Raw genomic sequence first — 26,375 nt, forward strand, 5'->3', positions numbered from 1 at the left:
ATTCTCACTGCAAAAGTGAGTTTAAACTGGTAGCATATAAATATTAATTAAAGGCGCGTGTCGATGACTGAAGAAAAATCAATAATAAAAGTTAGAACGGGTTGGACTTTTAGCAAGGCAATAGAGAGTAGTGACAAGGGTGAATATCAAGTCATACAGCTTAGAGATGTTCAAGATCTTACGCTTGCGGGATTAGACTGGGCAAATATTACTAGAACCAATATCGATTCAAGTCGCACAATAAAAACATTGCAAGAGAATGAGATTTTACTTGTTGCCAAAGGCCACACCAAAACTGCACTTCTGTTGAAAAACTTACCCGACAATGTTGTAGCAAATCAGCACTTTTTGATTATTACAGTTAATGACTCTTCAAAACTGTCGCCTGAGTATTTAGAAGTATTTTTAAACAGTGCGTCTGTTCAAAACTGGTTTACGGTCAATAGCAGCGGGAGTTATCAGAGTACGCTTACCAAAAAAAGGCTTCTCGAACTAAAATTGCCAACTGAACTGCCAATTGAGCACCAGCAGATGCTAGTTGATTTAGACACCAGTATTAAGAAAGAAAAGCATTTACAACAGTTACTGATAAAACAAAGAGAACAGGAGCTGGAGAAATTTTCAGAAGCTATCTGGAGTTCACTAAAATGAATAATGATGTAATCGAAAGCCTTGTATCTACCGTCATTCAGTCCTACAAGTATGTTGGGTTTACCAACGATACAATCCATGAGCGAGATCTTTATCTTACGCTTCTCACTTGTGTATTAGTAAAATCTCCAAACTTGGATAACTTAATAACCGAATTCAAGCAGAAAAAGTCGAACCATGAGTTTTTGGCAACAGTTAGAAAGTATTCAACCAATGAGTTACTAACTCCTGCTCTAAGAGCTTTTTTAAATGAACTTGTAGAGTTAACCAATAACAGCGATGGAGCACTTGTATTTCACGAAGTTTTTCAATTAAGTGATAATTCAGACATCCAAAAGTTATCTCGGCAGGATAGTGTCACGCTTTACACTAGAGTTCTTCAACGACTTCAAGCGATGAACTTACCAGATCATTTTGCAGCGGACTTCTCATATCAAGCACTGCCTTTTAGTTTCGCCGAGTTATATTCCAAGCTATTGCAACCACAACCCAAAAGCCGTGTTTATGATCCATATGCAGTAACTGGAGAATCTATAGTTGATTTTGCCCTGCAAAACCAGAGCGTATGTATAACTACAGAAAGCGTGAATCAATCTTCACGTTATATCAGGCATCAACTACTTATAGCGGGAGTTTCAGAACTAAACACCATGAACTCGTTTGCTCTTGATCCAGCAACTAATGTCAAAAAAGGTGAATTTGATTATGCAATTACGTTGCTTCAGCCAAGCATTTATTCCGAAATAGAAGATATTAGGGGTGATAACAGCAAAGCCCTAAAAGGAAACTATGAAGAAAACCGAATTCCTAAAGCTGTTTTGAAGTCTCGCTTTTGGGAGCACGCGTTAATTCATCACATGCTTTATTCGCTAAATGACTCTGGTAAGGCCGTTATTATCACAGGCAAAGGACCACTAAGCAGGCATTCTGACTTTCATTCTAGAAAACAATTAGTCGATAACAATCAAATTGATGCTATTATTCAACTTCCACCTAAACTGCTTGATGCTCGAACAGTTCCTTTATTCGCTATTGTCCTTAATAAGAAAAGGTCTAACAAGGACAAAATTACCTTCATTGACGCTAGAAATTGCTATACCCCAGATGCAGGGATAAACATTCTGACATCCATTGACGACATCGCCGAAGCCTACCGAAACCAGAACAGTCAATCAATAAAACTTGAATTAGTGACACCAGATAAAGTTATCAAACATGGTTATTCTCTTAACGTTGATACCTATGTAGCTCATGACAAACGCGATTATGAAGATATTGATGTTGACGCTGTGCAGCAAGCGCTGTTGAAACAACAGCGACATACCGATCTGATCATCCGAAAACTAAACTCCATCTTTGCAATTGGCTAAATCATTTTGCAAAGACGCAACTAGTTCAACTGCCAGAAGAATAGAGGAATACACCATTTGAAGGCTTATATTTTCACCTTCTTGATGCTGACCAAAGTCTCCAAATGGATAAAGAGCATTTATTGCTACATAGGTTGATTTGGAAACTACTTTTGCAAGTGGGTTTGAACGCTCTGGTGTAGTAAGAGCTTTTAATAGTTTTAAGCGCTTAGCTCCTTGGGGAAAGCTAGTTTTAAACTCTTGCAGACTTTCATGTTCTTTATGGTAATTCCAAGTATCAAAATGACCATCGGGGACGACCTTCCCTCCAAATTCAGCATTCCAGATAATGTCAAAGCACTTATCTAAAATCCCCCTAATACCACTTAAACAAACGCTTGGATGGTTTGGTAAATCTTCCAAGCTTCTTTGTAAATATCTATTTAATTCATGATCGATGTTCGATATTTGTAAAAGTCGCTTAGATAAAACATGATTAAAGTTTTGGGCAAACGCTTCTTCACTGCTGAATAGACGGTCAATCGCCCCTTTTTCATTTGCTAAGCCATCTAGATAACTCTGCAATAAACGACTCGGCTTAATCAATTTGCTACCACTAGCCCTTGCAAATCCTTTTTCCACTATGCTCGTTTTATCTGATTGACAGGCTCCTTGAATTTCTGATTCTTCGACTAGTAACCTAATAAGGTCTTGTGTACTTGGCGAACAATCATGCCAAAGGTCATCTATAAAATTTTGATTTGATTCAAATGAACATGACACAGCTTCTTGTACTAATGCGTTAGTAATCTTATTTCCATCATGTTCATGTAACAAATAATTCAATACTTCTAGCAATACAACAGGGGTTCCATTTGTAGCGTTATATAATTCAGTTAACGCCCCCTTCTCAAACTCAACCTGACAGTAATTGGTTAATATTTCAGCAACCTCATTTTCATCAAAGCAATCTACACGAATTGGTGTCGATAGGAATATATTCCAAAAGTCACTCGTTTGTGCATCAGGGTTTCGAATCAACTCCCTAAGAGACTTTCTGCTAGCCGTGATTAGTGTTAATGATTTATTCTGCGCTAACTCTCGTAATTGGTCCCACAAGTTCCTTGTTAATTTGTCACTAGATAGAGCTTTATCAAACCCATCAAAAATCACTAGAATTTTTGCTTCATCGTTTAATGCATCTAAAACTTCAGCGATATCTTGCTGAAAAGTGTCTTTCGATGATTTTAAATGTTCTGAATAATCAGGAAATTTATCCTTTATAGCTTCAGATAAGTTGGTAGCAAACTGACTTAAAAACTCTAAGTCGTTTTTCGGTGTACTATGACCAAGATCCCATAAAAGTACACACGAATACTCAGTGCTATCTTCTGATAAAACAATTTCCTTTAGTTTTTCCAAAACCACTGTTTTACCTGAGTATCTTGGACCAACAACTTGAATGTGATCTGGCACAAGTTTATTAATTGCGGTTAATATTTCATCAAGAATATTTAAACGACCAATCAGCCTAGATTCATTACCTGTGACTGGAAACTTTCTACTTATCATTGTTAGATCCCTCTTCATTAAGCGCATTTTTTAATACTACTTCGCTATCTTGATGATAACTAATCCACTTAGCCATCAGCGGCACTTCAATCGCGTAATAGCCAGTTCCATCTTCACCAAAAAAATTAACTAATTCTAATTCTCTTAAGTAAGCAATATCAGCTTCTAACTCATCGTCTTTCACATCAACGCCGTTTTGCACTAAATATTCTTGCAGCATCCCAAACGTGCACAAAGGTTTGTTATCAAAATTACTAGATAATGTGCATAACAAAACTTGCCTTCTATATCCACCGTTAACAGGCCCAAGGCGTGCGTAATCCCATAAGCTTGCAAAGTGTTCGTCAGCTACAATTAGCTCATCTGCAATAAAGTTTACATCATTGGTTTTGATTGAATGTGCGGTATTCCTAACAGCATAATCAAAAATACGATTACATATTTTTTGAATAAGATAAGGTTGTTTCGCAGTTAAACTCAGAATCAATTCTACCGCTTCACCAGAATATGCTATGTATTCTTTAACTGGCTCAATAACAACTTTTTCAGCGCTAGTCTGATCCAGAGCACTTACCGTTAGATTCGTGCCTAGGCCATATAATGCTGACCAATACTCTTCGCGAAGTCTCTTCAATCTTCGTGAACCTGTTAAAATAGCCGAAAACCTTGAGTAGTTTTGAATTAGATACCGAATATTTTCAGGAAGTTGAGGAGAAGTAACACCATTATCTATACCTTCTTGAAGCTTATCGAATTCATCTAGCATTAAAACTATACCGAGTTGTTTCTCTTCTAATACAGATAGTAGAACCTCCAAATAGTCTCTGAAATCAATAAATGGGGCATCTTCACCTATACCAGCTTTGCATGACCTTGCAATTCCGAGTGCTGGCTTTCCTGCTAATATTATTTTTCCATCCGGTAATGGAACATCAACGCCCGTTTTTGTAATAGCAGAAGCGATTGACCGCGCCATTTCACGAAAAACTTCTACGGTAGGAACACCTACTTTGTCTGTTGCACCTTCTGCTCCCTGTAGGCTTGAATATACAACCAACCAATTTGGTATAGTTTTACTTCCTTCTAAATGTTTTAAAATTGACGTTTTACCAGCTCTACGGTTGCCTTCTAATAAAATGACGTTTCCATTACTTTCAATTTGACGAACCACCTGCTGAATAAATGTTTCTCTACCGTAAAAGACTAATGCGCCATTCTCAGGCTCTAGAGGACTACCAGTTACATATGGGTTACTAGCAGTTTCAAATGACTTAAACTCTTCATTAAGTTGCGTCAATTTTATTGCAAGCTCAGAGCTGCCACTTACCTGTTTCCCGGAAAGAGTTTCTGCTCGCCACATTACAGTAAAGCTAACCCTGTCAGCATCTGTAGTCTTACATGACAGTGAAACTTCCATCGAAGTGTGGTCTGCCAAATAATAATTATCACCACTGCCAAAATTAGGAGATGTTTCTACCACTACATTCTTTAAAGGAAGAAAACCTTGGTTATCTAGTGAAATAGAAAACTCCACATCGGAATTCTTCTCTAACTCCCCAACTGAAGACGACACTACAATGCTGACATTAGCGAATATAATGTCGATGCATCTATCTATCCGTCCTCGAATATAAGCAAAACTGCGGAGCAACCTTTCCTCTAAATTGTAATTCCCAGCCGTTACCTCACATAATTGAGCTACTTGTTCACTTGCATCTTGTAATATATTTAATAGAACAGGCCCCGGAGGAATTTTGTTGATGTCCTTTAATACACGTAATATTTTTAAGACTCTTAAATACCAATCTTTTTGCTGTGAATTTAGTTCATCAACTACTCTGTCAATGCTCAACGCTTTTAAAGAGATCTCACTCAACAAGTGGGCAGACTTTTCAATACTTGTATCATTTCCAACTATTTTCTTAGCAACCTCCGTTTCCATCACATCGACTAGGTGCTCCACAGCCTTTTCGTCAGACTGTTGACTGTTTTCTTTTAAAAACGCAATTACATCTGTTCCATGCTGTTCATACTGTGCGACAGCACGCTTCTGCATTTCTATTGACGGTAGTAAGATGGGTAACGTTTTTATTACGTCGGTATTTATGTGTTGCTGAACCGCACCTCTTTTTCTGCTATCTAGCCAATCCTGACAAAATGAGGTCGATAAATAGTAAAGTAAGTATTCAGGTGAAACTTTCGCTGAGTTTACTCGTAAAACGTAAAAATTATTACCTGCAAAAGCTCCATCGCCATTATCATCAACTAGCGCAAGCTTCCCTATAGTGCCCGTTTTCGATATTAAAATATTGCCTTTATTTAATCGATTGCCTGAGTACGCGCGAGCTAAATCCTCCTGTAGCCAAGTAGTGATCTTCTGTATTTTAAAATTTTCAATATCTCGAATACGGATATAACCATATGGATTTTCTATATCAGTTTGTTCCGAACTTCTAACTGACTTGCCTGTATTTATTTGTGCAACTTTGGATAAGTTTTCAACTTTAACTTCATCCCCCACCAACTTTCTAAAGTCAGTCAACAAAACAGTTAATGCGTCATCTTCCTTACGAACAGGATTTAAGTCCCAATTATTGGTTGCGATTTCTTCGACAGATACATCCCAAAACGCACGAGTCGAACCCCCTGTTCCAACCGTTCCTTCTTTAACTCCCGGAGGTAGAGGAATAGCTTCAGGCAATTCTTCACAAAACAAACGTTCCAATATTTGCTCTAGAATAATCTTGGGAAGACCCATAGAGGATTTGTAACTATTTCGGTGAAAATACGACGACAGATCTGCAAACCGAACTTTTCGAGTTCTCTTTTTACTAGAACTCAGTAGAAGTAAAGCTCCGCGGATTCCAGAGTCTTCAATTAATGTCTTTGGTGGAATTCTTACTACAGCTTCTATGTAGCCGTGTTCAACCAAAAATCTTCTTAATTCTATTTGAGATTTATTTTTACCGAATAACAACCCTTCAGGTATGGCTATTATTGCTCTGCCACCCAGCTTCAATGAAAATACAGCCTGCTGTATAAACACTCCTACAATATCATTTGTAAGAACAGGGAACTGTTTTTCATAACATAAGTGGCGGTAATCTTCTCTTTTAATCCCTACTGGAGGCTGCGCTAAAACAACATCATATTTAGGGTGTCTGTCACGTCCATAGGAATCATATAAACCACTTCTTCTGCTTAAATGAAAGTTAAACGTACCAGATAAAAAGAATCGCACCATCGCAATGAGAATGGCGTCTTCTGACAAGTCGTATCCGGTAAAAGAAGTATGCGACAAAAAGTCCGTGTCTGCGGCTTCAATTGCGTTGTGAGCAGCTATAAGGAAGTTACCTTCACCAGCGCAAGGATCTAAGATGGTTTCTCCGCTTTTAGGGTCAGCGATAGCCACGACCAGTTGTGAAAGTAACTTACTTGAGGAGAATTGTGTTGTTTGAGGGGTTCTAGTTTCCTGTAATAATATCTCAAACAATTGTGAAATATCTTTTCTACGGTCTAAACGAAGCCCTCCCCATTGGTTAAACCAATAAAGGGCCTCCATGACTACTCTTTTGTCTTTGAATAAGTGGTACTTTGACGTGAAATCGAGTTCACTTAACCCTTCAACTTTTACAGAGTGTCTAAGTAAACTTAAGCTTTCATCAATATGTTGATCGATTTCACGGAACCTGATGTCTGAAGAAAATAACCTGTTCAACCTATCGGCAAGCTTCAAACTTTCGCTTTCACCATTGTATTCAGCAAAACTACTCATCTCATCACGCAACCATCTCAAAAGAAATAGAAGCACTAATAAATTGCGTACATCTTCTCTGCTAACACCAAAAGAATGAAGGTGTGCTAAGATGCTTTTAACTGAACCAATTAATTCTTTATTATCCAAAACTTATACTCTTTCTGTTTTCTACTCTATTAATTGCACATCCAATGCCAATTAAAAGAACAGGCTACAACCCTTTAATTTCAATAGGTTAATAAAACCAACCACTATCAAGATATAACATTTAATACATATGTGTAATTTTATTTATTTTTATAATCTTCAAAACTAACAACATTTGTTTTAGCACCATCACCTAAAACAAGTCTCTGGCAATACGCCAGCAGCTTTTCCACCGGGATGACTTTCTCTTTACGCTTAGTTTCTTTATTTGTTATCCGTTTTACCGAAGTGTTTAGGTAAGTTGCTAATTCAGTCGCTTGCTGAACTGATAACTCAGATACGCCTTGTTCCCTTAAGATTTGTTCAACCCAAAGTCCGGCATCACTAATATGCCCATTTATACTTAAATCAGTGTTTTTAACCCACTCAACGTTAAATGCTGTATCTGATAAATCACTCAATAACATGGCTATTTCACTTCTAGGGATAAGTTGATAGCTTTCCAATGTTTCCGCCAACATTGCCTGCCACTCCATAGTGAGTAAGTTAGTTAACTCATCAAGAGTTAAGCGTGTAGTAACTGGGATGAAGAAATTGAAGCGACTATTGGCTTCACAAACAATAATGGTCTTTTCATAGGACTTATATTGGTTATCAATAATATGAGCTTGCCAGCACATAGTTGTGCTATCTGACTTCAATGTATTAACACCAGCTTGTTTACCTGCAAGTGTAGGCAATCTCGGCAGGTCTACTTTTAGCCACTTTGCTAGAGAGTTTGACGCACCAAACAACAAAGATATTTTTCTACCCATTCGAAATTCCTAACAACTCTAATTTAACTCTTTCCTTACTCTTGTAGCCCACATCAAATGGCACGACTCTTAACTTCAATTTTCGTTCTTCGTCGTAATAAAAGTCATTCGTTAAAGCTTGTTCAAAGATATCTGTTTTAGGATAAATCAGTACTAGGTCACCTTGACCTTTCAAGTATTTGTAGCCGTAACCAAGCATTTGATAGAAGTCATCTTGAGATAAACCAAACTTGTCTTTGCCCGATTTTTTATTTTGATTAATTAACTTCCACTTGGTATCTAATACCGTATCCATGCCGATGAAATCTTTAAGATATAGATCTGGTTTGAGGCGGAAATAGCTCTTATCACCATAAGTTACCAGTGATTTACTTTGTACTTGAGAAGATAGCTTTTGAGGGTTTGTCACACGTTGCTTTAGGTATTTAGCGACAAAATTTTCAAATACAGCTTCCATTGGAAACAACAACGAGTAAGCATTGTAATCTCCTAACATTGACTGAGGCGAGTAGCCCTCCAATATAAGCCTTGCCCAACTTAACGGCACATCGTAGTGCTGCATGCCTCGTTGCAGTTTTACACTAGAAAAGTCGTTCTTGTAGTTTGTACATAGAGGCACCTCATCAAAAGCAAACAGCAGCTCCTGAGATAGTTTTTTACTCTTATTCACATTGGTATATGAGGCGACAGATTTTAGTGCTGAATGAATAAGTCGATTTTCCGCTCTATCCATCAAATAAGCATCGTATTCAACATAAAACTTGTGGCGATTAATAAAATTGTGTTTCAGTTGCTGACTGTGCAGGAGCTTGCCTTTTAGATAAGCGCTGTTACTTTGCTCACGAACATAGTCACTTCTAACGCCTTTCTTAACAAGAACATTTACCGCATTTAAAAACTGCTCGATAAAAATTTCCATCAAGGGCATTTTTTGCTTCTTAATGCTCGCAACCTCAGTCTCTATGTGGCGAAACTGCTTTAATGATTTAAGCATCATTAACAAGGACTCTTGCGCTTCTGTAGCTGCACGTTCTTGATTATTTGCTTTAGCGATTTTGGGGAGTATTTCTATTTGTGTTCCATCAGGGCAAAGAACTACACCAGCGTAATTCTGCACTTGCAGTACTTCCATGCCATGCGCAATTTTCAGCTTTAAAAAACGTGATTCCGACTCATCACATAAACAACACTTTTTAAGATATTCAAAAGCACCTTCCGATATTGTTTCAACATTATCTTTTTCCACCGCCTTAGAACTAGCACTTAAGAGTCCATACTCAAATACGGTAACGTTTGTCGCTTTTTGTCGTTTTAATCCCTTAATCATGCTTAGTAAGTTAACCTTCATCCTTTGGTAAACTGCCAAAGCTATATATGCCTATATAGGTCAAAGGATCAGTCCAAAGTTCAGAGTCAGCTTCAATCAACTTATAATCTTGAACGTCATCGGCAATGTCACCAACATCCTCAGTATCACCAAAGAGCACTTCGTAATCGACATCTGACTGTTTAATAAGTTGATAAGCTTCGGGCTTTTGATTATCACCTAGAACTAAGCGAATTTTTTGCCAGTCTTCAAAAAAGTATTCAGCGAGTAGTGGAACAATTTTATTCTGGAAGCAGTTTTTCAATTCATGAAGAGCTTTCTCGTCCTCACCAACAGCAATGGCTTTCACAACAGGCATTAAAAACGCATGGCCTAGCTGATGTTCTCTGTCATATAACGCGGCAATTCGCTTATTCATTGTTTCAAGTAAACGCGCTAAATCGATTTCAAAACCGTCACTTTCAACTTTGAATGACGAGCCTTCTTCGTTATGTAGAACATTGTAATCAGGCATCATCTCAATAAAGTTAAAGCGGCGACGAAGCGCTGTATCCATCAGTGCTAAAGATCTATCAGCGGTATTCATCGTACCAATAATGTAGAGGTTATCCGGCACTGAAAACTTATCGCCGGAATACGGTAAGGTCACTTCAATAGCTTCGGACTGTCCCAAACGCTTTGATGGTTCAATCAATGTAATTAGCTCACCAAATATTTTTGATATATTGCCTCTATTGATTTCATCGATGATTAATACAAAGTTTTTACGCTCTTTTTTAGAAGCATCATTTTGTGTTTTGAATTTATTAAGGTACTCAATCACAGCGCCATAATAAGGTTGCAATCCACCTTTAATTTCTTTTTCACCGTTATGAACCGCTCGTAATGTCTTAACACTCAACGAATGAACTGACGCTCCTTTACTTTTATCAAATCGAATTGTGTTATTAGTTATATCTGTAACGGTAAAGTATGTTTTCTTACTTAAAGTATCTATTTTTATTCCGTCATCAGCCTCAGCTAATTCTTCAGAAAACCCCTGCCATTTGTCTTCAAAGGTACTTGCTACCGTTTTTGTTTTTGGTATTTGGTGCTCTTTTGCATCTGAACATAACGACTTAAACACACCATCTTTTTCAAAGTAACTAAGTTGATCACCTTCAGTTTTAGCGCTTAAACCCTCAACGAACTCCTCATAACCATAACTTTGATGAAAAGTAACAAACCTTATGCGACCTGAATTATAAAGGTCCTTGTAAAGACGAGTTAATTCGACTCGCTGTTCAGGTGTTGTACCTATGCGTTCATCGATACCAAGTGCACTAAACATTTCAGGTTCAGCCGCTTTAACCGCCGCTTGAATTGAGTGATAAGTTTTCCCGGTTCCCGGTGGACCATATAAAATCTGGTTAAGAGAAACTGTATTCATTATTTCCACCGAAGAGCTGAGGTTAGTAGGTTTACTTATTTGGCTTGAATCAAAGCCTAAATCTTTAAGTGTAAGCCCATAATATGGTTTAAGAATCTGTTCTTCGAACATCCAGTACTCATTTTCCGGCACTTCCCATGATGTTCCCGGATACCTTGGTGACCATCGTTTATTTTCACCCGTATATTTCACCGATTTATCTAAACCTTTAATGATCTCATATCTTCTCATTAACCATTCTGTGCTCAGCGATGAACCCTCTATATATTCAATATCGGATATAACCCTTACAATACGGAATACTGTATTGCCAAGCCCAAGTGATACGATGTCACCCTTTTTCATCTTTTCAAAAGCGTTAACACTACCGTTACCTGTGCTTTCATGAATCGCTAGTACATTATTATTTTTCAGCCACTCAAGTGCTGTAGCATTAAATGCTTCAACTTTAGGACTGTGCGATACCTTCCAAATTTTAGGCATCTCAACCGAGCCTGAAACAGCATCAATAACCAAGCCTAGATTTCGAGCCTGTTTAATCAAACTATCAATATTACCAACTCCCCACTCAGTACAAACAAGTATGTTTTGCCCATCCACACATAATTTCTCATCTTGTTTGGTAAAAAAACGCTCTTTCTGATCGTTAGAGTTTTCTTTGCGAGCCAAGTATTCTTGCTCTGTGCAGAAAACACCAATACTACCTTGAAGAGGCTTTGGAAAAGCTTCTCGCAACTGGTCTAATGTAGGTTGGTTAATATTTATGAAGTTTTTTACAACTGCCAGTACCAAACGTCCTTTTGGGTACTCATTACCATTAAATAAGTATTTGCTATTGTCTTTAGGCATAACTTCAACCCTTCTCATTTGTCAGTTTCTTACACACCACATAGTGGAAATTAAACGTAACGTAGGTATAAACAGAACTCATTAATCACTCCAGAGCGAGTTCAGGTCAACATCGCCACTATCAGGTTGGGATTCTTTTTCTAAGCGCTCAAATTGCACAACCATTGGAATATCAAATGACGTCCCTGTTATTACCGCACAGCCTTTTGATAAATTTGGGATCATCGACCGTGACAATGAATCAAGTGTACTAATGGTGTTATCAAGCAGCATTAAGTCTCTGTCGTTTACAAGCCGATGAATAAAGAAATTATGAATTTGCGACATTATCGTTGGAGATATATCGGCTGGGCGCTGACTAGATAGAGTTAAATAAAAGCCAAATTTACGGCCTTCTTTAATTATCTCTTCAAATAATTCAAGTCTGTAGTCTTTCCAGCTTTCACTTTCACGATTTGATTGCATTGATAAGATATTGTGAGCTTCATCAATGATCATATGGAATGTATGGCTTGGTGGGCTGTCGTTAATAACCTCATCCTTATGACTTCCGTAGTAATATTTAGCCAACAAGAGAGGTATGACTTTTTTAATTTCCTGATTGGATTTTCGAAGCGAAACCACGGTTAAAAGCTTATTTACTGGGTTCTCGCCTATTGCAAATACTCTTTCCAACGATGCCAGTGAGGATTGGATTCTCTTTAACAACGGTTGAATGTGATCAAATTGCACAAAACCAGTAATTAAATCAGATAATAATTGAAGGTTCACTCTTAACTTAAGCTCATCAAAATGGCTTAATTCTTCGATTTGGATACCATTTACCAAATGTTCGAAGTGCTGATTATATGTAGCTCTGTCCCCACCATTCAAAGCTACGCGAGTACTAAAATAATAGAAATTACCATTTGTACCATTCCAACTAAGTTCCCTTATTCGTTCCTTCAATTGTTCAGCACCTGTAAGAGTTGAGATATCACTAATAAGCTGAGCAAACTCCTTTTTCGGTGATGTGCTAGTAAGTGCCTTTTCGATTGTTTTTCTTGCATAAACACCAAGACTATCAGCGGTATCTTTAAATCGTTCTCGACCAGAAACAACTCGCCTCAAGAAAGGTTTCTGAGTGTTCTCTGTTGCTTTGAATAAAATACCAAAGACTTCTTCATCCCAAAAAACAGATTCACTTAGCGGAAACTTACTGCCACCGCCACCTCTAGTATCCAAGTCATAAACTTGCTTAAAATCTCGATCATTTATAAGTTGCTTACCTGTGTACTCACCATTGAAATCAACAACAACAAAGTGACTTTTGCCATTCAGTGCCTGTAGTTTATTAGTAAATAAGGTGGTATATAAATTTGTAAGCGTATTAGATTTACCGCTGCCTGTGTTACCAAACACGCCTATGTGTGTGTTAAACAAGCTTGCCCAAGGAAGGGAAACCGGCAGCTCTTCTTTTAAAATTTCACCAATAACAAAACTATCATCGGCTTCTCCGTATATTTGCCTGACTTGCTGTTCATTCATCAAGTAAGCAACGTCGCGGATCATCGGTAAGTGCTTAATTCCCTCATAAAACTCACCTTGGTCATAATAGCCGATTGGTTTTAGCTCAATCTTCCTTACGTAACTTTTTCCGTCTTCTTGCTCAAACCTTTCATCTAAATATTCACCTTGAACCAAAGCCACAATGTCTTTGAAGCCTCGTTTGATGAGAATGTGCTCTTGTATTGATACTCCTTTAAACTTTTCGCCTTGATAAAAAAGCGTTTCTTTATTGGATTCCTCATACAATTCAACAAGAATATTTACGCCTTTAACGGCAATAACCTCTCCAATAGCAATGCTCATTTACTCATCACCTTTTTTGAGAGTAAATACTCGTTTATTAAAGCGGGCAAAAGTTAAATCATCGTCAATCGCGATAAATTTAACATTTGAATAGCCCTTAAATTTCTTTTTCATTTCTTGTTTTTCAGCATCGTTATAACAAGAAACAAATACGGTCAGGCTAGGATTAGATAGTGAGCGTTGAATTAAATGTAAAATGTGCTCATCGGCAAACGAAAAACCAAAGGTGATCAAAACCGAATTAGGTCGCTCTAATTCAAAACTCAAGTGCCTTAAAATTTGGTAATAAGCTTCTTCAAAAACAGTTTCGTGAAACTTCCATTTAGTAGGGTTTACAATAGGAATATCATTGTACTCATCCCAAAACTCTTCTGCGTTTAATTTATCCCAGTCTTCAAATTCATTTTCACCAAATTCGATGAGTTCAACTAGCTGCTTAGTACCATCATTAACTAGCTGTTCAAACTCGGTAATCAATCGAGCTTGTTCGTCGTCGAATGAAATTGCATAGTCTGATTCTTGATAGTTTACCGTAATCCCCTCATTTATTTTTTTCCAATACACAGAGCCATGAGGATGAAGTATATTTATCTGAGGAATGCATTCAGCATGTTTATCAAATATGCCCTTTTGAACAACACGATTATTAAAGTTTTTAGTGTGAAACCTGCGAGTTTGAAACCCTGCACTACCATCATTGACAACACAACTAACTTCCTGTTTCGAAATTAATGAATCAGATGCTACTTCAAGACAGTTATCATAATTAGTTGTGTAAACATTACACTTTTTATCATTTCGTCCTTGTTTTTCTAGAACGCTTATCAGCGTTTTCAAAAACACTTTATACTGGCCTAAAACCTGTAAACGATTTCTCCTGCGTGGATTATGCTTTTTAGGAAGCCCCGGTTCTATGCAGCTCTTGTAATAGTACATAAACAACAAAGCATATAGGTGCTTATTTTTGTTATCTTTCCCCAGCTCTTTAGCCAATGTTTCAAATGTATAAGGTTGTCCGTCAGCATCTTTGATTTTCAATGCTAAGGTTGGTAAAAAGCCAAATGATGCACCAGCACCAAACAGAAAATTTAGATTCTGCTCATAAACATCGTATAAATTAAATTTATCTGACATCTCAACGTCCTTGTTATTTCTACATCTCACTTAGTTAAATTTTTCTATATTGCCTTTCGAATACTATCTACAACATTGATTCTATTCGATTTAGCTCTGGCTAAAGACTCTTCTAGAATATTAATTTCATTCGAAACATCAAAGTAGCTATTAACAATTTCCTCTTGTCGTTTAACATCAATTATCGGTATTTTTATCTTTAATATCCTCTCTACTGTTAAACTCACATTTGCAGCTCCCTTCATATAGGGAACCAAAACATCATCCTTATGTGTTAGTAAATATACAAATGCATATTTGACAAATAGCGGTGATGTTTCTTTCAAAGGCCGTAACACTGCAAGTATTGTCGCAGCTTCAAACTTTCCGTCATAATAATGAATATTATTAATACTTGCATGACCGTGCCCCGTTGAGGAAACCAACGGAATACAAATAGATTGACCTTGAAAACTTGCTTGATCGGATCTTTTAAAGTTTAAAGAAGTTGTTATAAATTCATACTTACCCGAGTCAGAAGCCTCACTTGCGGGAAGCATTCCTTTTTTACCAGTAAAATACTTCCCTAATTTTTCTAGCTTCACACCTTTTGGATACTGATATCTTCTTAAGTAAATTCTCGGGCATAAATCATAGTCGTTATCCTTGATCTCGTTGATAGAAACAAATCTATGTTTTGCAGTGTCATGCACATATGTTGGCGAATTTCTCTCTTTATACAATTTAATAAGATTAGGTAATTCACTACCTTCAATCGGCAATTTGTTTGCTCCATCTGAAAAGCCATCATTTTCCAATTGATAAAACCATACTTTGTCTGTACTTCCACCTTTAGAGAAAATTAATATGGCTGTTGCAACACTCGCATAAGGTTTAAAAATCCAATGGGGCAACGCAATTACAGCTTCTAACTGATTATTATCTAAAATTCTCTTTCTTAAAGTTTTATGTGCATTACTTTCCCCTTCAACTACCCCTAATGGTACTATTGTTGCGGCCCTCCCTCCTACACGTAACATACGCTCAATTAGCGCAACAAAAAGTAGCTCAGTCTTTTTCGTTTTGACTTTGCGTAAGATTTCTGGACAAACGTCTTCCTCATCTAACGAGCCTTTGAACGGCGGATTGGCGAGAATAATTTCTAAGCCTTCTTTAGCTTCATTCGGGAACTTTTCTAAGAAAGATTGGCTTAAGGTATCTTGATAGTGGATATCTGGTTGCTTAATACCGTGCATCACTAGGTTCATTGCTGCAACACGTAACATAGTGGCATCAAAATCAAATCCGTGAAACATATCGGTATCGATGTGCTTGCGAGCGTCTTCGTCAATTAAATCGCCTGAATACAAAATATTTTCGAGCTGTTTACCGTTACTGTCTAACAATGGCTTGCCATCGATATCAAATAGCGGCTCGCGTTCAACACCTTCTGGTGATGTGTATTTCTCAAGTAAGTACTCATAAGAGACCGATAAGAAACCACCTGTACCCGCCGAAGGGTCACAAATACGGCTATTCAGACTTGGATCCATCATTTCCACCATTGCACGAATAATGTGGCGTGGCGTTCTAAACTGACCGTTAATACCTGCCGTGGTTAACTTACTTAATAGATATTCGTATAAATCACCTTTAATATCAGCGTTGTCTAGAGGTAAATCGTTAACCATCTCGACTGCTTTCACCAATAGCGACTGCTTTTGGATCATTAGCTGCGCATCTTTCATAAACTCAGCAAATAACGAACCTTCATTTTGTTCGTTAGAGCTGGCGGCAAAATAAGGGAACAGTTCATCTTTAACTACTTTATAAAGCTCTTCTGCCCCTAAATGTCGAACGTTTTGCCAGCGTAGATGTTGCTGCTCATCACTAAAACGGCGGTTAAACGGTTTTTTGGTACGTGCAGAGCGCTTTTCATCAGCTTGCTCATTCATATCCAGCATACGGGCGTACATTAAAAAGGTAATTTGCTCGATTACCGTTAGCGGGTTGGTGATGCCACCCGTCCAAAATTCTTCCCAAAGTTTGTCTATTTTGCTTTTAAGCTGACCTGTGATCATTTTCTCTTTTCCTCTTGTCGAACTGTTTAATTAAATGCTCGACCTACAACTGAATTTCTTTATCTACTGATGTGGATTTTTGTCCAAGCTCCACATCAAACTGTTTAATAAACTGCTCTATCACATCGGCTTGCGCTTCACTAAACACGCCATCAAGGCCCATATCATGTACTTGGGTAAATGGTGCATCGTAAAGCTGATCAATCTTGATAACGCCATAGCGCACTAGGTGATTTTTTAATAAACCAATAAAACGCTGTTGTTTGGCATTCATATGGGTATGGGTTTGCTGTACGAATTTAGTAAAGCTTTGCTCGATTGCCTCTTTATCCATGCCAACAATGGTACGAAGAATTTTGTCTAAGCTTGCCGTTGAATCTGGGTAAAACTCTTTCAAAGTATTTAAATCAACATTCGGGTTTTGAATGTGAACCAAAGCATTTAAGCGAGCAATGTCGTCTTCTGTAACTGGGCTACCTGCACGGATTTTTTGTAACACACTATCGGTTTCAAATAATGGTGCTAAGGTTTTTTCCACCTCTTGGCGGAAGATTTGATAATCAATCGACACTATCTTGGTCGGACGTTCCGTAACCTGATAGTCAGCTTCATCTTCTCTGATGTCTAAGATGACTTCTTGTGAAGGCGGTTGAATACCTTTTTCTCTTAGGTGAATAACGCTACGCAATGCCTTACGACTGGTTTCCAGTGTTTCAAAACCGTCTATTGATGCTGTTAGGTTCTGCCAGTATTCCTCTTTTTGAATATCTGCAATAAAACTTGCCTTAGCACGCACCTCATTTAAGTGCATTTGTAGTTTTTCTATCTTCACCATCAAAGCCTGTCTGGCTAAGTCGATTTGGCTTGGGTCGTTGTATAGCAAAGTTTGGATAATGGCGATTTCATTATCAAATTTATATGCTTCTGACTGGCCCATAATATTGCGCCATTGCATAAGTGGTGCAATATGCTCATAGAGACTTGCTTTGGTTTCTGGGGCAAATTGGTTGAGGTATTTTTCGTCTTTGCATGCTTCAACTACCTGCCAATTGTCACGCACCGCTATGGTATTCATATCAAGTGAACATATGTCCTGATGGATGAGTTTTATCACTTCATCAAACGTTGCGACATCAGCTTTTTTAAGTGAGGTTTCAGCCAACAACAACCGTGATTCAAATAGCTTTTGAGTTAGCGACTTAGACTGCTTAACATCCTCTTCTTCTGGGTCCATATCGAAGTATTCGAAGTTTTCCCAGTGATCGAAAATCAAGAAGTGAGTTTTGTCTTTGCCAGCACCATAAAGATCTTTACACAAACGCGTACCACGACCAATCATTTGCCAGAACTTAACTTTCGATTTAATCGGCTTAGCAAATACGAGGTTTACACATTCAGGCACATCAATACCTGTGTCGAGCATATCAACCGAGACAGCAATACGAATACTGTTCTCTTCCGTCGATTTGAAATCGTCAATTAGCTCTTCAGCACGTTCATATTTCGAATGAATAACTCGGCAAAAGTTATTACCCAACTGCGGATACATTTCTGCAAATAGATTAGCCATTAGTTCGGCATGAGCAATATTTCGCGCAAAGACAATAGTTTTACCCGGTAATTGACCATCAACATCACGTAAACCTTTTTCCATCAGGTTTCTAATAATTGCTTCATTAGTTCCTGTTATTTTCACCGCATCATCAATTTCTTTGGCGTCGAAATCCAACTCATTAGGATCAATTCCTTGCTCCTCAAGTTGAGCAATTTGCTCATCACTAAGGTTGTCCTTGCTAATGCCTTCGCGCTGGAATTTAGTGGTAAAGCTTACGATTTTGTAGGGCACTAAGTTACCGTCTTCTATCGCTTGTTCTAGCGGATAATTCGCCGTCGGCATTTTAAAGTCACAACCAAATAGCTGACAGGTAGAACGAGACACCATTTCAACTGGGGTTGCAGTTAAGCCAACTTCTAATGCATCAAAGTATTTAAATATATCACCGTAAATATTGTAAATAGAACGGTGAGATTCATCAGCAACAATCAGATCAAAATAACCGACATCATATTTTTGGAATATGCGCATCATGCCCGGATAGGTTGCAATAAAGACACGAGCACTACTTGCTGCTTCTTTTTTACTTTTACCAACCACATAAAGCGGCTCTTTGGTAAATTCGTTAAAGGCATTCCCCGCTTGTTTACGTAACTCTTTACGGTCACATAGGAATAAAACACGCTTTGCCCAACCAGCATCCAACAGGCGTTTCGCCAGCGCGATAGATACTCGCGTTTTTCCCGTCCCCGTTGCTTGTACGATAAGAGATTTACGGTGTTTGTTGGTGAAACGCTCACAGACTCGCGATATGGTTTCCATTTGGTACAGTCGACCAGCTACATCGGTATCAATCGGCGTTTGGTTGAGATCTTTTTTCAACGTTCGTTGCTTAATAAGGTATTGCAACGAGTCTTTTGAGTAATACCCGTAAAGCTTGCGGCTGTTATAGCCTTGGGCATCGTCTAAAATACGAATATCGTAACCATTTGAATAGAATATTACAGGGCGCTGACCATATTCCTTTTCTAGTGCATCAGCATAGATTTTTGCTTGCTCGCGACCCTTTTCAACTGATTCACGAGTACGCTTAGCTTCAATAACCGCCAATGGCTTACCATCATCATCCCACAGAACGTAATCAGCTCTTCCGTTTCCACTATTCGTTGGCTGATGTGGCAAATCTACTTCTTTGCCAACTTCGTCGGTGCTAGATTCGTCCAGTGAGACATTCCAGCCCGCTGCACGTAAATCCATATCAATAATACGGGCGCGAGTTTCAGCCTCGTCAAACTTAAAGCTTGATGTGATTTTCTTATTCAGAGACTGCACTTGGCTGACTTTTTCAGAGTCAATTGCTTGTTTAAGCTTGGATGCTTCAATTTGTGCAAGTTTTTGCGCTTTTTCAGACGCTTCCAGTTCCTCTAGTGCTTTCTTTAATCGCGCTTCATTTTCAGCTAGCTGTTTTTCAAGTTGCTTGTTCTTTTTAACAAATTCTGCACCAGATTGGTCTGTTGGTTTTGTTTGCTTGGGGATCGTGAACTCAGGACAATCTTCTTGCTGGCCTCCCGCATAAGCCATCAAGAGGTAACTAGCGACAAAGTAACTTTCTTTTAATATCCAGATAGCTTGCTGTTGATCGACTTTGCCTTCATGCGCAGCTTGGTTGCCGCTTTTACGGATCGCATGAAGTTTATCCGTTATTAAACTAGGTACGACACTTGTGAAGTCGTCTGAGGTTAACTTGTCATAGATGTTAGAATTGGGGAATACAGGTAGGCGAAGCTCCTTGTACAAATAGCCAACCACTTTTTCAGCAAAACAGCGTAGTTTTACTAAAGCACTTTGTGGGTCACTTATTACATAGTCTTCTGCAAATGCAGCAAGCTGATGTAAGTCAGGCCATTTATTTTGGATGTGTTCAAAATTCATTGATTGCTTCATTCCTGATTATTCCTTGTGTCCTATATCGCAAGCGCAATGCCAAATTCGAAATTATTGTTGATTATCTGCTTTATCATTTTCAATTCCCAAACGCTTCATCCAATTTGTTAGCGTTTGATGGTCTTTTAAGCCCAACATTTGGGTAGCGTGTTTCTTAACATTACCGCTTGCCTTCAATGCAGCCTCAACATACTTTTTTTGATAATTTTCAGTTAGTTGAACTATATCCACTTTGTCATTAAAAGACAGCCTAACATAATTACTTTGCGCACCAACTCTTCTATTTATGATCGCGTGAGACAGTTCCTTTTCACCTACCAATTTTGCATCTGTCCAGAGAAAAGCCCTGTTCAATGTGCTCCATAATTCACGAATATTGCCTAGCCATGACTGCGATAAAATAAACTTAATTCCATTTTCGGAAACTTTTTTACTTATATAGTCTGGGTGTTTGGATCCCGACTCATTAATTTGGTCTGTCAGTTGTTCAGCTATGACTGGAATATCTTCAAGCCGGTCTCTTAGTGGTGGCATATTGATAATACCCACTGCTAATCGATAAAAAAGATCTTCACGAAAATCCCCTTGTTCAATCAAAGAGGTCAAATCTTGGTGGGTGGCAGCAATAACGCGCACATCGACATTAATGGTTTTTGTATCACCAAGTCTGGTAATTTCACCTTGCTGTAATGCCCTTAGAAGCTTAACTTGTATATCAGGCTTTAATTCACCAACTTCATCTAAAAATAAGGTTCCACCGTTAGCTTGCTCAAATAGACCTGCATAATCTTTATCTGCGCCAGTAAACGCCCCTTTTTTATGACCAAACAGTGTTGAATCAACTAGATTTTCAGCAAGCGCACCACAGTTTACGACTCTTATAGGCTTATTGCCTCTCAGGCTACCTTTGTGGATAGCATGTGCCATTAGCTCTTTACCAGTACCTGTTTCACCTAAGATAAGTGCTGGAACTTCAGACGCAGCTATTCTTTTGGCTTTTTCAACCACACCTGTCATTATTTTTGACTTGGCAGTTAACTCTGAAAACGCCTTTTGTACCTTAGGTAATGAGGTCGCTATATGAGCAATGTTCTTTGAGGCAGACTTTACGTATTCTTTACCGAAATCCAGTGGTATTTCGACTTCTTCAATAACGTTTTTTGGGGACGATTGCACAAAACGTGTATTGGACTTTCCCTTTCCATGAAGCACAGAAAGCGTTGTCATTGCGGGCGTACCAGAAGTTAGGTTAATTGAGAGAATGTCAGACTCTTCAGATAACTTTGTGATCCACTTTTCTGTTTCGATTGAAATAGATTGGTAGTCAATTGGACTTTGGATTTGCGCTAAGTGGATTTTAATATCTTCAGATGGTCGGCTTATCATCGCCATCCGCTTTTTCAGAAAGCGCTCAAACGAATCCCACTTATCTTCATCTTTGTTGGAAAGAATAACTATTTTATCAAATGGAATTTCAGATTTTGTCGCAAGTGAAACAATAGCAGCGTTCTGCTCCTGTTCCATGTTTTCAATATCGCGATTACCAAGCCACGTAAAAAGTGTATGCACTATCCAATTGCTTATTTTTATTCATTTGTAAATCATCTTACATGAAATAAAAATTTTTACCTAGCCGATAATCCCTTAATTTAAACTCGTTTAACTCAAACTTAACAGGTGCTTTGTCCATTCGGATCTTTTTGAGCGATTACAGTTGTAAAGATCTTCTAAATTTTTGAAGTACTCACTGAATACTTTCTTGTTATTATACCAAATATCAATCATATAGCTTCTAGATCCCGGTAACGACTCCGCCCCAGAAAAAGGCGTCGTATAAACAATCAAAAAATCTCCTTTTTCCATTGTTTGAGCAATCCCCGGCATGTTTTCAACAACTAAATTCTCACCGTACATCTCAATCAGCTCGATAGCTTTTAACCCTAAATCTCGCACCTTTACCATATAAAGCTCTCTTTATTTTTTTCAAAAAATCTTAAGATAAGAAGTATGTCATCCCTGAACTCATATCTAGTTTTCTATACGGCGTAATATAGACAATGGAATTTTACTAGCTTCGGCCTTGTTTAGTTGCTTTTCAAACGTGATTTTGACTTTCAACTCAGTAAGCAAAGTCAAAATTTCATGAATATATCTGCTAGAAATCGCTTCATTAGGGATAATTACCGTATCAACCTGATTTGCCGTCAGCACTTTACTCAACTTATCGACTAATTTCCCAAGAGGTAAAAAGTCAGGGTCAACACACTGAGCGGACAAGTTAACTTGTAATTGCTTGTTGGTAAGAACGTCTTTACTAAATTGTTTGATACTTGAGAATGATTGAGTTTTGAATTCCAATGTTTTCATTTTATTCACCTATTAGTTTTATCACTTTAAAAGTAATAGAAGTTAAAATCTCAAAAATCAAGCAACAACATCAATTAACTCATTGTTTTTATTTGAATTTAATAAACATAAAAATAATTATATATTTTGATATTTATTAAATATCAATATTACTAACCCATTAATTCCAATGATTAATCTCATAATAACGAAGCAGTTAAACTTGGCAGATTTTTACGAAAAAACAGCGGTTTTAAGCGATTTTTTAGTAATAACAAAGTCAATGGGAATTACTTACCCCAGAGTTTTCAGGGAAAAAATGTTCAATCTCTTTTAGTGCAGCTAATACATTAGTGCTGCCAAAATACTCTGCTATACGCCAGCAATCGACACTCTGTTTCGTGTTTTTGCAGAAGTAAGTTTTTCGTGGGTCGCCGCCATTGCTAAGCATTTTGTTGAACAAACCAACTTCATCCAGTTCTGCCGCCAGCATCAGTGGGGTATAACCTGTGACAGGAGCAATGTGTTCAGCATTAACATTTGCACCAGCTTCAATTAACTGACTCGCAATCAATCTCATATTTACAATGTCAATTCTCTCGTCCAGCTTCTCGGACATTAAGTTAGTTAACGAGCGTGATATTTGTCGAAACCTTGGATCTGAGTTTTGAGCTAACAGAAACTGTAGCTGATCTTCCAGAGTGAAACCCGTCATGCCTGAGTTCGCCCTTCTAATCGAATCTAACACTTCAGGAGTTAACTGCATTTGAAGAACACTGTCCCAATAACGCTTTGGGTCCTTAGCTATACCAATCATCTTTATACAGGCATTCAATGCGGTTTGATTGTCAGTTAAACCTCTATTATTAACGTTTGCCCCCATAGCTAAAACTTTATCAACAATATCAGGTCTACCAGATTGAACCGCCGATATAAGAGGCTGTAGACGCTTTTTGTCAGTACAACGGTTCATAGTTTCTTTACTGTGAGGATATTCTGATAGTAGATAAAATAGAGTGTCGTCTAAAGACCTTAATGGCACCTCCCTTAAGTTTAATGTCTCTAAAGCCATTAAAATTGCGGTATCTCCAGAGCTACTAGTCAGATTAACATCGGCACCTTGCTTTAAAAGCTTTTCAACTACTTCAGTTTTTTCCAACTCAGTAAACCAAACTAATTGAGGATATATTTTCTTCCAAATTTCTCCTATTTTCAGCTTTCTATTCGGGTGTCGATAATCTGGTTTTATCTCATCAATATCTGTAACAACATTAATTCCAATTTTAGCCGCAATTTCTGGAGTATTCGCTTCGGGAAACATTCCGGCTTTGGGGAAAACTTTATAAAACGAAGATCTCCAGATTTGTACTTCCCAATCTTCAATGATGTCAGAAAATTTATTCGATGATTCGCAACTTTGAACTGAAGGAATATCATAGTTGAACATCAGCAATGCGTTCTTTAAGTGTTTTAAAAAGACTTTATCCGGCTTTTCTTGGCTTGCCGCGACAACTATTGCCTCTTCAATTATATACTTTTGATTAATACCAGCTCTGTATAAACACTCATCAAACCCAAACTTATAAAGCGCATTAGCTTCTTCAAGCTGACCATTCAAGCTATACATCCTAGCTTTGTGCCACTGTACCCAATATGCAAAGTGAGATTTATGCTCTTTGGGAGATAGTTGTTGTTCAAGTTTATCTATTGCGGCTTTAAAATATTCAAATTGCCCTTCGTTTTTAACAATAGTTCGCTTCAACCCCTGTTGAATTTCTCCGACCAATGGCAGCAAATAACTAATCCTATCCTTATAGGCTTGTTGATGTGATTGAATTAGTTGACTAAATTCATAGGTAGGCTTTGCTCCCCACGACAACAATCGGCACTCATCTATCAACAAAGAGCTGCCTTCTTCCTTAACTGTACGATCAATAATTGACGCAATAAAAAGTAGTACTCTCACTTTTTGCCAGTCAATATGTTCAGGCCAAGGACCTTGTGACCATGATTGTAGGAAGACTAATGATTGAATGTCTGGTTTATGTTCACCATCCTTCCAAGCTTTAACTTTTGCTTTGTTTTCTTTTTCCAGAGAATTGTAATAGTGTTTCCAGCCTCCCTCATTTTCTTCTAACCAAGCAAGTATTTGTGATGTACAGGTTTCTTGAAATGAAAAGAAGGCTACGCTTAATGGCTTTTTGCTTGAAACTAATCCCAACGCACTATCGATTGTATTTACGACGTGTTTGCTTAGTAACGTCTTACAAAGAGCTATTCCTATTTCTGTTCGAGATAGTCCGTCAGCGTAAATATTTGATACATGAGTCATGTATTCCGTTAAATATGCATGAAACCCTTGTTTGAGTATTGCACCAATATCATTACCAAATGTTTTTGATAAGTAATCGAAAACCTCCTTGGAAAATTCATTTATCAAACGATAATCAGCGGTTTTATCTTTGGCTTTATCATCAAGATATTTATTACCAGCTTTTACACCTAAAACCTTGGCAAATGTTCTCAAAGTCTCTATATGAGTTGGATACGGAAAATCAGACATAGTTGCGCTCCCTGCAAATAATGGTTCTAATGTCGTTGGAAAAATTTTTAAATGCTCTTCTATCACTTGGTGATGAAGGTACTGTTATTTTCTTTCCATTTGGGGTTATCAAAGCCCCGTGCTTTTTTCTATTAATAAATCGCCAGCCTATTTTACACATTCTGGTAACTAATTTATTGATATCTTTATCGCTACTGTATTTTTTCATAAACAAATAGAGGGCGTCTAACACGCCCTAGCTTCCTTCTTATTTACCACCTTTTGCTGGCGCATTGCCGCGACCACCACCAGACTTACCGCCTGTTGTACTGGGCCAGTTGCCACCCGGTCCCGGATGTGAAGAAGAACCACGACCATTACCAGAGCTTTGATTTGAGTTATTTGATACTGTTACTAATGACATTGTTAATCACCTTATGTTTTCCGTCCGACATTGGACGGTCTCAACTTTAACTAACAACTCAGATATTCGCGGTAATCCATGTGGCGGAAAAATTTCATTTTTTACAACTCAAACAAAAACAATTAGTTATACACTTTTGGGATTAAGTAATATAAAAACTCAGGATTACCTCCACGATTTCGCCAAAGTTTTAAATTTTGTTCAGCTATCATTACCCCATCAATTCAAAGACATGTGAGCTTTCAATGAACACAATAGTAAAAGACTGGCACATCGTTTCTATTTTTGACGGTGAAGAACCGATTGGAAAAATTTTGTGGGGGATCTGTGTTGATGACATGACATACCGATTCGCAACCAACGATTACATTAGTACGTCAAAAATAGTAGAAATCTCACCTCACAATCAATTAATCAAAACTGCTAGTGGCAGTATTTACCAAGTCATAGGTGTAGGCCGAAAAGCTCAAGTGCAAATGAAAGATTTTGAACTACTTCGCCACGGCTTCAGTCCAGAGCAGATTAACCTCTTAAACACCGCAGTTTGTAATTAAGCGCCATTAGAACTTATCAATTTAGTTCGTAAAAGCATATCTGCACTTTATTGAGGGCAAAAAAATAGA

At 37.9% G+C, this 26,375-nt stretch carries 17 protein-coding genes; 4 read left to right on the forward strand and 13 right to left on the reverse strand.

Going from position 1 to position 26,375, the window contains the following annotated elements:
- Window positions 1–63: 63 nt before the first annotated feature.
- Both NYF15_RS10545 and NYF15_RS10550 read left to right on the forward strand, forming a co-directional pair.
- On the forward strand, window positions 64–651 hold the full coding sequence (locus NYF15_RS10545) for a restriction endonuclease subunit S (RefSeq protein WP_371353530.1): 588 nt from the start codon (window positions 64–66) through the stop codon (window positions 649–651).
- Window positions 648–2,021 carry an N-6 DNA methylase gene (locus NYF15_RS10550; RefSeq protein WP_371353531.1) on the forward strand — a complete coding sequence of 458 codons (1,374 nt, stop codon included), beginning with the start codon at window positions 648–650 and terminating at the stop codon, window positions 2,019–2,021. The genes NYF15_RS10545 and NYF15_RS10550 overlap by 4 nt, the downstream gene beginning before the upstream one ends.
- Here the strand turns inward: NYF15_RS10550 and NYF15_RS10555 are convergent.
- The 6 genes from NYF15_RS10555 to NYF15_RS10580 all read right to left on the reverse strand — a co-directional run bounded on the left by NYF15_RS10555 (window position 1,995) and on the right by NYF15_RS10580 (window position 13,747).
- Window positions 1,995–3,572, reverse strand: coding sequence for a hypothetical protein (locus NYF15_RS10555; protein WP_371353532.1), 1,578 nt, complete (start codon window positions 3,570–3,572; stop codon window positions 1,995–1,997). The two genes, NYF15_RS10550 and NYF15_RS10555, sit on opposite strands and share 27 nt — an antisense overlap.
- Window positions 3,562–7,476: an N-6 DNA methylase gene (locus tag NYF15_RS10560; RefSeq protein WP_371353533.1), complete on the reverse strand. Its 3,915-nt coding sequence runs from the start codon at window positions 7,474–7,476 to the stop codon at window positions 3,562–3,564. Before NYF15_RS10560 ends, NYF15_RS10555 begins: the two co-directional genes overlap by 11 nt.
- A 140-nt stretch (window positions 7,477–7,616) precedes the next feature.
- Window positions 7,617–8,291 carry an amino acid adenylation gene (locus tag NYF15_RS10565; protein WP_371353534.1) on the reverse strand — a complete coding sequence of 225 codons (675 nt, stop codon included), beginning with the start codon at window positions 8,289–8,291 and terminating at the stop codon, window positions 7,617–7,619.
- A complete protein-coding gene (locus NYF15_RS10570) occupies window positions 8,284–9,618 on the reverse strand; it encodes an McrC family protein (protein ID WP_371353535.1) in 1,335 nt (444 codons plus the stop codon). The genes NYF15_RS10565 and NYF15_RS10570 overlap by 8 nt, the downstream gene beginning before the upstream one ends.
- Before the next feature lie 10 nt (window positions 9,619–9,628).
- The gene (locus NYF15_RS10575; protein ID WP_371353536.1) at window positions 9,629–11,896 is read right to left on the reverse strand and encodes an McrB family protein; all 2,268 of its coding nucleotides are present in this window, start codon (window positions 11,894–11,896) and stop codon (window positions 9,629–9,631) included.
- 81 nt (window positions 11,897–11,977) lie between these two features.
- On the reverse strand, window positions 11,978–13,747 hold the full coding sequence (locus NYF15_RS10580; protein WP_371353537.1) for an ATP-binding protein: 1,770 nt from the start codon (window positions 13,745–13,747) through the stop codon (window positions 11,978–11,980).
- Between the two features lie 117 nt (window positions 13,748–13,864).
- On the opposite strand from NYF15_RS10580, the gene NYF15_RS10585 reads away from it, so the two are divergent.
- Window positions 13,865–13,921, forward strand: coding sequence for a hypothetical protein (locus tag NYF15_RS10585; protein ID WP_371353621.1), 57 nt, complete (start codon window positions 13,865–13,867; stop codon window positions 13,919–13,921).
- 1,004 nt (window positions 13,922–14,925) lie between these two features.
- Here the strand turns inward: NYF15_RS10585 and NYF15_RS10590 are convergent.
- The 7 genes from NYF15_RS10590 to NYF15_RS10620 form a co-directional block, all read right to left on the reverse strand.
- Window positions 14,926–16,941, reverse strand: coding sequence for an N-6 DNA methylase (locus NYF15_RS10590; RefSeq protein ID WP_371353538.1), 2,016 nt, complete (start codon window positions 16,939–16,941; stop codon window positions 14,926–14,928).
- Window positions 16,942–16,984: 43 nt separating this feature from the next.
- Window positions 16,985–20,440, reverse strand: a complete 3,456-nt coding sequence (locus NYF15_RS10595; RefSeq protein ID WP_371353539.1) for a DEAD/DEAH box helicase family protein — start codon at window positions 20,438–20,440, stop codon at window positions 16,985–16,987.
- Window positions 20,441–20,491: 51 nt separating this feature from the next.
- On the reverse strand, window positions 20,492–22,009 hold the full coding sequence (locus NYF15_RS10600) for a sigma-54 interaction domain-containing protein (protein ID WP_371353540.1): 1,518 nt from the start codon (window positions 22,007–22,009) through the stop codon (window positions 20,492–20,494).
- 90 nt (window positions 22,010–22,099) lie between these two features.
- A complete protein-coding gene (locus NYF15_RS10605; RefSeq protein WP_371353541.1) occupies window positions 22,100–22,402 on the reverse strand; it encodes a hypothetical protein in 303 nt (100 codons plus the stop codon).
- 66 nt (window positions 22,403–22,468) lie between these two features.
- Window positions 22,469–22,807 carry a hypothetical protein gene (locus NYF15_RS10610; protein WP_371353542.1) on the reverse strand — a complete coding sequence of 113 codons (339 nt, stop codon included), beginning with the start codon at window positions 22,805–22,807 and terminating at the stop codon, window positions 22,469–22,471.
- A gap of 259 nt (window positions 22,808–23,066) precedes the next feature.
- Window positions 23,067–25,349 carry a hypothetical protein gene (locus NYF15_RS10615; RefSeq protein ID WP_371353543.1) on the reverse strand — a complete coding sequence of 761 codons (2,283 nt, stop codon included), beginning with the start codon at window positions 25,347–25,349 and terminating at the stop codon, window positions 23,067–23,069.
- A 247-nt stretch (window positions 25,350–25,596) separates the two neighbouring features.
- On the reverse strand, window positions 25,597–25,752 hold the full coding sequence (locus NYF15_RS10620; protein ID WP_371353544.1) for a hypothetical protein: 156 nt from the start codon (window positions 25,750–25,752) through the stop codon (window positions 25,597–25,599).
- A 245-nt stretch (window positions 25,753–25,997) separates the two neighbouring features.
- On the opposite strand from NYF15_RS10620, the gene NYF15_RS10625 reads away from it, so the two are divergent.
- Window positions 25,998–26,306 carry a hypothetical protein gene (locus NYF15_RS10625; protein WP_371353545.1) on the forward strand — a complete coding sequence of 103 codons (309 nt, stop codon included), beginning with the start codon at window positions 25,998–26,000 and terminating at the stop codon, window positions 26,304–26,306.
- The last annotated feature ends 69 nt before the right edge of the window (window positions 26,307–26,375 follow it).

The organism is Pseudoalteromonas sp. 68 DY56-GL68, from assembly GCF_041414825.1.
In the GTDB taxonomy this organism is placed as follows: Bacteria; Pseudomonadota; Gammaproteobacteria; order Enterobacterales; family Alteromonadaceae; genus Pseudoalteromonas.